We start from the raw sequence: 9,352 nt of genomic DNA, 5'->3' as shown, positions 1-9,352 counted from the left end.
CCTTCATAACAGCGGATACGTCGGCAAAGTCCAGGTTGATGAAGCCGGTGTTTTTAATAAGGTCGGAAATGGACTGAACGGCCTGCTGCAGCACGTCGTCGGCGATCTCAAAGGCGTTGAGCATGGTGATCTTCTGATCGGTAGCCAGCTTCAGACGCTCGTTGGGGATGATGACCAGGGAGTCCACCTTGCAGCGCAGCTCCTCAATGCCGCCCTCGGCCTGCTTCATCCGGCGCATGCCCTCAAAACGGAACGGCTTGGTAACTACGCCTACGGTGAGGATGCCCATCTCCTTGGCGATGTCGGCCACGATGGGAGCCGCGCCGGTGCCGGTGCCGCCGCCCATACCGGCGGTGATGAACACCATGTCGGCGTCCTCCAGGGCCTTGGAGATCTGGGTGCGGTTCTCCTCGGCGCTCTTGCGGCCCACCTCAGGGTTGGAGCCGGCGCCCTGGCCGTTGGTGAGCTTTTCACCGATCTGAATTTTATAGGTAGCGGCAGAGACGGCCAGCGCCTGCTTATCGGTATTCACCGCAATAAAATCGACACCCTTGGTTCCAGTGCGCACCATGCGGTTGACTACGTTGTTGCCGCCGCCGCCTACACCAATTACTTTAATATTGACTACGCTGTCAGGACCCATATCCATTCCGAAGGCCATTGTCGTTCCTCCTAAGTATAAAATGAAACTCCGCCACAAACGCCCAAAAACAAGCAATTGTGAGCGGATGCAGAATCAAGGCTATATCTTGATTCATTGTATCGCTCTTTTTTCAGCAGGTCAAGAGAAAAAGTTGGAAAATATCATCCACCACTCTCAGCCGGAGTAAAGATGGCGGTATACTCCTTTTGCGTGAGATCCATGGTACCCACCGCCTGACCGCCGCGGCGGCGGTTTTCCTCCTCCACGGCAGCATTAAGTGCCCGGAGATAATACGCGGTATCCCCCGTGAGAGGCAGTTTGGCGTCGATGCTCCCGTCCAGCCGCAGCACCATACAGGAGACGTGGGTCAGATCAATGGAAGAGACCCGGCTCATCATACCCTGCTGCTGGAGCTTCTCCAAAACGTTGGTCAGCGCGGTAAGCTTGCTCTGCTGATCCTGGGGCACCGCCAGCATCGAGCCCGCCTCAGGCGCCAGGGCCGTAAGCCCGGTCACCGAGATGGGCGCGGTGTGCGAGGCCGAGACCGGCTCCAGCAGCTTGCCGCCCACACTGATGAGCCAGGTCTCCTTGGCCGCGGCCTGCTGGGACTCTCCTTCCTCTCCGCTCTCCTCCGTCTGCCCCTGGGCGTACACCTCTACCTGAGCCACCGCATCCCACTCGGTCACCTGGAAGGTGATGGTGCTGGGCAGTCCGCGGAGAATAGATACCGACTCCACATAGGGCAGCTGATGGAGGATCTCCTGAGAAATCTGTTTCTTGTTCATGCGAAACAGGTTATCCCCCACCTGTACCCCGGAGGCGGCAATGATCTCATCCTGGGTATAGCGGCTGTTGCCCGTCACGGCAATGGTCTCCACCTGAAAGAATACCGTGGCGCCAAAGGTAAGGGCCGCCACCAGCGCCGCCAGGCACAGCAGCTTAAAGAGCACGCCAAGCCGGCTGCGGCGGCGTTTTCGCTTTCGGTTGTGTCTCACAGATGCCATGGTCTTCTCCTGTATCTCTGTTTGTGGGGAGCAGGCGGATGTCTGCTCCCAGCTGCCGAAGGGTGCCTTCCATATCCTGATAGCCCCGGCGGATATGGCTCAGCTGGGTCACCTGGGTCGTTCCCTCCGCCCCCAGGGCGGCCACCACCAGAGCAGCTCCGCCCCGCAGGTCGGTGCTCTCCACCCGCTGACCGTGCAGAGGGCGGCCCGTCACCACGGCGGAGCGGCCCCACACCCGGATATCCGCCCCCATGCGCTGCAGCTGCGCCACATGGCGGTAGCGGCTCTCAAACATATTTTCTACAAACAAAGTCTGGCCTCTTCCACCTGCCAGGGCGGCCATCAGAATGGCCTGGGCGTCGGTGGGAAAGCCGGGATAAGGTGCGGTATGTACCGGTGGGATGCCCCGCAGGGGTTTCGTGCTCCGGAAGTGGATCTCCTCTCCCCGGCACCCCAGTTCTCCCCCCGCCTGTTCCAGGCAGGAAAGTACCGTATCCAGGGAGGACGGCTCCACACCGGTCAGGGCAATCTCCCCTCCTGCCGCCCCGCAGGCGCACAGCCAGGTGGAAGCCACGATGCGGTCGCCCATCACCGTGTGCTCCGCTCCGTGAAGGGGATGGCCTCCTTCAATGGTGACCACCGGCGTGCCCGCGCCGGACACCCTGGCTCCCAATTTGTTGAGAAAGCGCTCCAGATCCACGATCTCCGGCTCCCGAGCGGCTCCCACCAAGGTGGTCACCCCCTGAGCTCCGCAGGCGCACAGCATGGCGTTCTCGGTGGCTCCCACACTGGGAAAGGGCAGATGGATCCGCGCCCCCCGCAGTCCGCGGCCCGCGGTGCAGGTGAGGCACTCCCCATCCTCCCGAATCTCCGCTCCCAGCCCCCGCAGGGCGGCCAGGTGCAGATCGATGGGCCGGGGACCCAGCTCACAGCCTCCGGGATAACACAGCCGGGCGCTCCCGGTACGGGCCAGCAGCGCCCCCAGAAAAATCACCGAGGAGCGCATCTCCCGCATCAGCCGCTCGGGAATGGCGCTGCCGCTCAGGGCGGCGGCGTCCACCGTCACTGTCTCCCCCTCCCGGGCCACCCGGCAGCCCAGCAGGGCCAGAATATCCAGGGTGGCGGACACATCCGAGAGATCGGGGCAGTTATGGATCACGCTCTGGCCCGGAGCCAGCAGCGCGGCGGCCAGCAGGGGAAGAACACTGTTCTTGGCCCCCTGGACCCTCAGCCGCCCGCCCAGCGGCCTGCCGCCTTGGATTTCATACATGCTCATGGGATAGCCTCCAACTTCATTTCGTTCAGGCTATCCTATGCAAACATCAAAAAAGTGGTTTCAGCCCCGCATCAGCGAGCGCAGGGTAATATAGATCTTTTCCCCCGCATCGGGCACCGCCATGCTGGTCAGCGCCCGGATCATGCTGTCCCGGCGAGGCCGGTCCCGCAGCAGCGCTTCGGCCTGCTCGTAGAGCTCGTCCCTCTGGCAGTCCTTCTCCAGCAGCAGCACCGCCGCTCCCTGGTCGGCCAGCACCCGGGCGTTCTTCTCCTGGTGGTTGGCTGTGACGTTGGGGGAGGGCACCAGAATGGCCGGCTTGGCAATGGCGGTGAGCTCCGAGATGGTGGATGCGCCCGCCCGGCAGAGAACCACGTCGGCGGCGGCCATCACCAGAGGCATATCGTAGATATACTCCCGGACCTCCACCCGTTGTCCCCAGCTTCAGCCCCCATGCGGCAACTCCTCCTGCATCCAGGAAAGTCCCGGCCCGCGCGGCGGATGGCGGAACAGTGCCCTCATAACACTCCTTGGCGATGAAGTCCACCATCTGGCGGTTCATCACCTCCGCGCCCAGGGATCCCCAGAGGACAGCAGCAGGGGACGGTTGTCCTCAATACCCAGCTGCTTGCGGGCCTCCTCCCGGGTGTAGCGGAAGAAGTCGCCCCGCACGGGGGTACCGGTGACTACCACTTTATCGGGGTTATCGTAGTGGGCCCGGCTCTCCTCAAAGCCCACCATCACGCAGTCCACCACCTTGGACAGGGCCTTGGTGGTCAGTCCGGGGACGGCGTTGGACTCGTGGACGGCGGTGGGGATATGCCGCCGGGCGGCCTCCTTTACCACAGGGAAGGAGGCATAGCCGCCGGTGCCCACCACCAGGTCGGGCTGGAACTCATCCAAAATGCGCTGGGCCTGCTTCTTGGACTTCTGCATATTCACCAGGGTGCCCAGATTGTGGGCGATGTCGGCAGGAGCCAGAGAGCGGTGGAAGTTGGTAATGGTCACCGTCTGGATGGGGTAGCCCTCCTTGGGCACCAGCCGGGTCTCCATCCCTCCGTCCGCTCCCACAAACAGCACCCGGCAGCCGGGATTGCGCTCCTGGAAAATGCGTGCCAGGGCTACCGCCGGGTTTACATGTCCGGCGGTACCGCCGCAGGTAAAGAGGATATTCATGAAACCACCTCGTTCTATATCAGGCCAAGGGCCTTAATCGTGCTTGGGCGCGGGGATCTGACGGGAGATACTTAATATCATACCCATCTCCCCCAACTGTATCAGCAGGGCTGTTCCGCCGTAACTGAAGAAGGGCAGAGAAATGCCGGTATTGGGGATCAGGTTGGTAACCACGGCGATGTTCAAAAACACCTGGGTGGCAAACAGGGTGATGATGCCCACGATGGTCAGGGCTCCGAACTTATCCCGGGCGTGAAGAGCCAGCCAGTAGCCCCGCAGAATGAGCAGGGCAAACAGGATGATCACCACGGCCCCGCCGATATAGCCCAGTTCCTCCACCACGATGGGGAAAACGAAGTCGTTTTCCGGTTCGGGGAGATAGAGCATCTTCTGTTTGCTGTTGCCCAGCCCCAGGCCCAGCAAACCGCCCGACCCCATGGCCAGCAGGGACTGCACCGTCTGGTAGCCATTCCCCTGGCGTTGGCCCCAAGGGTCCAGCCACAGGTCGATACGGGCATTCATATAGGGCGTGGCCAGCATGATAAAGGCCAGCAGGGAACCTACCGCAGCACCGCCGCCGATAAACCACCAGATATTGATGCCCGCGGCAAACAGCACCGCTGCGGCACCCACCATGACCAGGATGGTGCCGGACATGTGCCGCTCCAGCAGCACCAGCAGCAGTACCGTGCCCAGCACGGCGATGTAGGGCACCAGCTCCAGAAAGCCGATGTGCTCCAGGCGGTTGAGCATCCGCCCGGTAAAGGTGCGATTTTTGTACCGCAGAGGTTTTCGGCTGTCCCGCTTACAAAGCCGGGCGGCAAAAAACAGGATGACCGCGATTTTGGCGATCTCGGACGGCTGGAACTCCACACCCAGATACAGCCACCGCCGGGCGCCGTTGTGGCTGCGGCCCAGCGGGGTAAATACCAGCAGCAGCAAAATGATGCTGAAAATCAGAGCGGGCACCGACATCCACCGGAAGGTCTGGTAGTTGATCTTGGACACCACATACATGACCGCCACGCCCACCACGGCAAACATGGCCTGGCGCTTGATATAGTACAGGGGGTCGGCCACCTTGCTGTCATAATAGGCTGTGGCATAGGAGGCCGAGAACATCATAATAAGGCCGATGCCCAGCAGGATCATCACCAGCATCAAAAAGGGCAGATCCATGGGCCCACGGGCCAGCTGCTCTTCTACCGTCAGGTCACGTTTGGGTTTTCGGGCCATGGAATTCCTCCTTTGAGGCGGATTACTGATATACTTAGAGAAAATATGCTAAGTAAAATTACAAAAAGTTATGGTCACATAGGGTATCTGTACATAACTCCCCAGAAGGCCAGCACGCACAGGATCAGGGTAGCGCCGGAGAACACACAAAACAACTTCGTCTCGCTCCAGCCGCCCAGCTCCAGGTGGTGGTGCAGGGGCGCCATGCGGAAAAAGCGCTTGCCGCCGGTCTTCTTGAAGTAGACCACCTGAATAATATCGGAGAGCACCTCCAGCACATACACCAGGCCCACAATGGGGATCACCAGGGGCAGGTCCAGGGCAAAGGCCATGCCGCACACCGCGCCGCCCAAAAACAGGGAGCCGGTATCGCCCATGAACACCTTTGCCGGATGGAAGTTATAGATGAGGAAGGCAGACAGGCCACCCGCCATGGCGGCGGAGACAGTGACCAGATCGCTCTTGCCATACCAGGCGGACACGGCGACGTAGAAGATCATCACCGGGATGGTCACGCCGGTGGCCAGGCCGTCAATGCCGTCGGTAAGATTCACCGCGTTGACGGTGCCCACCATAACAAAGGCGGCAAAGATCATGTAAATCACCCAGGGGATACCCACGATCTCAATGTTGAAGAAGGGGATATACAGGTCAGGGCTGAGGTAGCCGTCCTTCCGCAGCAGCAGGGTAAACACGATGGCCGCCGCCAGCTGAAGCAGGAACTTCTGGGGGGCGGTGAGACCCTCGTTGGCGTGGTGGCGCAGCTTCTGGAAATCATCGATGAAGCCGATGGCGCCAAACACAAGGGCAAACAGGAACACCACAATGTGGTTATGAAGTCCGTGCTGGAAATCCTGCCAGCCCGCGGCCACCACCGCCACGGCGATACCCAGAATAAACATCAGGCCGCCCATGGTGGGGGTGCCCTGTTTGGACATATGCCAGGTGGGTCCGTCCTCTCGGATGGACTGTCCGGCCTTGAGCCGGCGCAGTACCGGGATCAAAATCTGTCCGGCAATGGCGGTCACGCCAAAGGCCACAATGAAGCTGAGAATATATGTCATGTCGAAACCTCCAGGTCCTCTTTCTCTTTTGTGCCAGGGTCAGAACTGCGAAGGATTGAAACAAGGTATTATACTACACCCGCCGGAAGATTTCCAGTCCTTTCCCACGAAGGGGCGCTGGAAAAATATTGGGCCACGATTTCCCGCTCGTCCATGGGGTACTGCACCCCCTGGATCTCCTGATAGGTCTCATGTCCCTTCCCTGCCAGCACGATCACATCCCCGGGCCGCCCCTGGGACAGCGCCCAGGCAATGGCCTGCCGCCGGTCTGGCTCCACATGGATCTGAGCTCCCTCTCCCTCCATGCCCGCCAGGATATCCCGGATGATGTCCTCGGGATCTTCGGTGCGGGGATTATCCGAGGTGACCACCGCCAGATCAGCCAGTTCCTTCACCACGCCGCCCATAATAGGCCGCTTGGTGCGGTCCCGGTCGCCGCCGCAGCCAAACAGGCAGATGAGCCTTCCGGCGGTAAAATCCCGGGCCGTAAGCAGGATATTTTCCAGGGCGTTGGGACTGTGGGCGTAGTCGATGAGCACCGTATAGGCGGTGGGTACGGGAACTACCTCCACTCTCCCTTTCACGCCCCGGGCGCTGCGCAGGGCGGCGGCGCACTCGCTCAGCCGCAGTCCCAGGCACAGTCCCACCGACAGAGCGCACAGGGCGTTGTAGATGGTAAAGCCGCCGGGAATGGGCAGGAACACCCGCTGGATCTGCTCCCGGGCCACCGCTTCAAACTCCACCTGTCCGGGGTAGAGGCGGATGCCCTTGGCGGTGAGGTCGGCCTGGTCCTTGTTCTCCGAGTAGGTGAACACCGGACAGGCCAGCCGCTCCCGGTACCACCGCCCCGCCTCGTCGTCCAGGTTCAGCACCGCACGGCGGCACTGATGGAACAGGCGCTCCTTGGCGGAGCGGTACTCCTCCATGGTATGGTGGTAGTCCAGGTGGTCCTGCGTCAGGTTGGTGAAGGCGGCCACGGAAAAATCCAGCCCCTCCACCCGGTGCTGCACCAGTGCGTGGGAGGACACCTCCATCACCACATGGGTACAGCCGCTGTCGGCCATCTCCCTTAAAAGCTGCTGCACCTCGTAGCTCTCGGGCGTGGTGCGGTGGGCGGGCAGCACCCGCTCCCCCACCATGTTCTGGATGGTACCGATAAGACCCACCTGGGTCTTTAACGCCCCCTCCAGCATTTCCTTAATTAAAAAGGTAGTAGTGGTCTTTCCGTTGGTGCCGGTGACCCCGATGAGGGTCATCTCCCGGCCGGGATGGCCAAACCAGTTTTCCGCCAGCAAGGCCAGAGCCCGCCGCGGGTCAGGCGTGGTGAAGAATACCCCCTCCCGCTGGGGACGGCGGCGGCACACCACCGCCGCAGCCCCTTTGGCCAGGGCCTCGTCAATGTACAGACTGCCGTCTGTCTTCGCCCCCGGCAGCGCCACAAACAGCGCGCCGGGAAGCAGGGTTCGGGTGTCGTAGGATATGGAAGTAATTTCCATATCTTGAGAATAAGGTTCCCCCGTGAGGGGAACGCCGGCTAACAATTGCCACAGCTTCACAGTCGTCACCCCTCACGGGTGCAGTTTCATTCTCTCTAAGTTACGCGCACTATGTTATCTCATAGAAGTCGGCGGCTCCGTCCTCCACCAACGTGCTGAACTGGACCTGCACGATGGTGCCGGTGGCCACGCTCTCTCCGGCAGCCACGCTCTGGCTCTGGGCCTTGGAGCTCTCGCTGTAGAAGGTGCTGCTGCCCGCCGCCTGCATGAACAGGCCCTGGGCCTCCAGGGCTTTCTTTGCCCCTTCATAGCTCATACCCACCACGTTGGGCACGGTGGTCGTCTCCTCCGGCGCCGCATCCCCCAGGTAGAGGATCACGGTGGAGCCGCCGGGCACGGCGGAGTTGGCGGCAGGCACCTGACTGGTGACCACATCGCCCGTTCCTACTGTGCGGTAGGTCAGGTTTTTCTTCTCCAACCGGACGGCCGCGTCGGCCACGGTGTATCCGGTGACCTGAGGCGTGGTGACCGTGGTGGCCGCCGACTCCTCGGTGGTGTACTGTTTCTCCACTCCCATGTAGTCCAGGATCTGGGCAATGAGTTCGCCCGCCCGGGGAGCTGCCATGGCGCCGCCGCTGATGTACACGCCGCAGGTGCCGTAGGAGCTGCCGGGAGATGCCTCCTTGGGGGTGTCGTAGGCCATCAGGACAATGACCTGGGGATCGTCCGCCGGAGCGAAGCCCATGAAGGAGACGATGGTACGTCCGTCCTCCAGGGTCTCAGCGGAACCGGTCTTACCGCCGATGCGGTAGCCCGCCTGATAGGCGTTGCTGCCGCCGCCCTCGGAGACGACGGTCTCCAGGATGGCCCGTGCCCGCTGGCTGGTCTGCTCGCTCACCACCTGGCGCACCAGGGTGGAGCTGTTCTCTTTGACGGTATTTCCCTCCGAATCAGTGACCTTCTGCACCACATAGGGCTGGTACAGGTTGCCGCCGTTGATGACGGCGGAGAAACCGGTGACCATCTGCAAGGGGGTGACGTTGAAGCGCTGACCGAAGGAGGCCACCGCCAGGTCTACGATGCCCATGTTGCTGCCCCAGTTGACGCCCTTTTCCTCGCCGGGCAGATCGATGCCGGTCTTCTCCGTCATGCCAAAGGCCTGGAAGTATTCATAGAACTTCTCCGCTCCCAGCCGCTGACCGATCTCAATGAAGGCGGGGTTACAGGAATTCTGCACCGCCTCGGCCAGGGTCTGGTGTCCGTGGCCGGTGCGCTTGGAACAGTTGATGCGCCAGCCGCCGATGTTGTAGTAGCCGGGGCAGTCAAAGGTATCATTTTCAGACACCACGCCCTCCTCCAGAGCGGCGGCCAGCACCAGAGCCTTAAAGGTAGAGCCGGGCTCGTAGGTCTCCTTAACAGTCCGGTTGCTCCACTGCTTTTCACGGGCCGCACCCTTGGCC

At 61.5% G+C, this 9,352-nt stretch carries 9 protein-coding genes; all 9 read right to left on the bottom strand.

Going from position 1 to position 9,352, the window contains the following annotated elements:
* The coding region (gene ftsZ, locus ACLTXB_RS18115) for a cell division protein FtsZ (protein WP_428227913.1) at positions 1 to 661 on the bottom strand (661 nt) is incomplete at its 3' end.
* A 143-nt stretch (positions 662 to 804) separates the two neighbouring features.
* The gene (locus ACLTXB_RS18110) at positions 805 to 1,647 is read right to left on the bottom strand and encodes a cell division protein FtsQ/DivIB (protein WP_428227912.1); all 843 of its coding nucleotides are present in this window, start codon (positions 1,645 to 1,647) and stop codon (positions 805 to 807) included.
* Positions 1,583 to 2,923 (bottom strand): UDP-N-acetylglucosamine 1-carboxyvinyltransferase, encoded by a 1,341-nt coding sequence (murA, locus tag ACLTXB_RS18105; RefSeq protein WP_428227911.1) that lies wholly within the window; start codon positions 2,921 to 2,923, stop codon positions 1,583 to 1,585. The genes ACLTXB_RS18110 and murA overlap by 65 nt, the downstream gene beginning before the upstream one ends.
* 60 nt (positions 2,924 to 2,983) lie before the next feature.
* Positions 2,984 to 3,349, bottom strand: a complete 366-nt coding sequence (locus ACLTXB_RS18100; protein ID WP_428227910.1) for a UDP-N-acetylglucosamine--N-acetylmuramyl-(pentapeptide) pyrophosphoryl-undecaprenol N-acetylglucosamine transferase — start codon at positions 3,347 to 3,349, stop codon at positions 2,984 to 2,986.
* Between the two features lie 132 nt (positions 3,350 to 3,481).
* Entirely contained in the window at positions 3,482 to 4,096 is a 615-nt protein-coding gene (locus tag ACLTXB_RS18095) for a UDP-N-acetylglucosamine--N-acetylmuramyl-(pentapeptide) pyrophosphoryl-undecaprenol N-acetylglucosamine transferase (protein ID WP_428227909.1), read from the bottom strand.
* A 33-nt stretch (positions 4,097 to 4,129) separates the two neighbouring features.
* On the bottom strand, positions 4,130 to 5,332 hold the full coding sequence (locus tag ACLTXB_RS18090) for an FtsW/RodA/SpoVE family cell cycle protein (RefSeq protein WP_428227908.1): 1,203 nt from the start codon (positions 5,330 to 5,332) through the stop codon (positions 4,130 to 4,132).
* Between the two features lie 74 nt (positions 5,333 to 5,406).
* Complete coding sequence (mraY, locus tag ACLTXB_RS18085) at positions 5,407 to 6,396, bottom strand: phospho-N-acetylmuramoyl-pentapeptide-transferase (protein WP_008981631.1); 990 nt, start codon at positions 6,394 to 6,396, stop codon at positions 5,407 to 5,409.
* A gap of 68 nt (positions 6,397 to 6,464) precedes the next feature.
* Complete coding sequence (locus ACLTXB_RS18080; protein ID WP_428227907.1) at positions 6,465 to 7,952, bottom strand: UDP-N-acetylmuramoyl-L-alanyl-D-glutamate--2,6-diaminopimelate ligase; 1,488 nt, start codon at positions 7,950 to 7,952, stop codon at positions 6,465 to 6,467.
* Positions 7,953 to 8,001: 49 nt separating this feature from the next.
* The coding region (locus ACLTXB_RS18075; protein WP_428227906.1) for a penicillin-binding transpeptidase domain-containing protein at positions 8,002 to 9,352 on the bottom strand (1,351 nt) is incomplete at its 5' end.

The sequence above is a fragment of the Flintibacter sp. genome (genome assembly GCF_046973065.1).
Note: the sequence above shows the minus strand (reverse complement) of the source record. Positions and strands in the feature narration are given on the sequence as shown.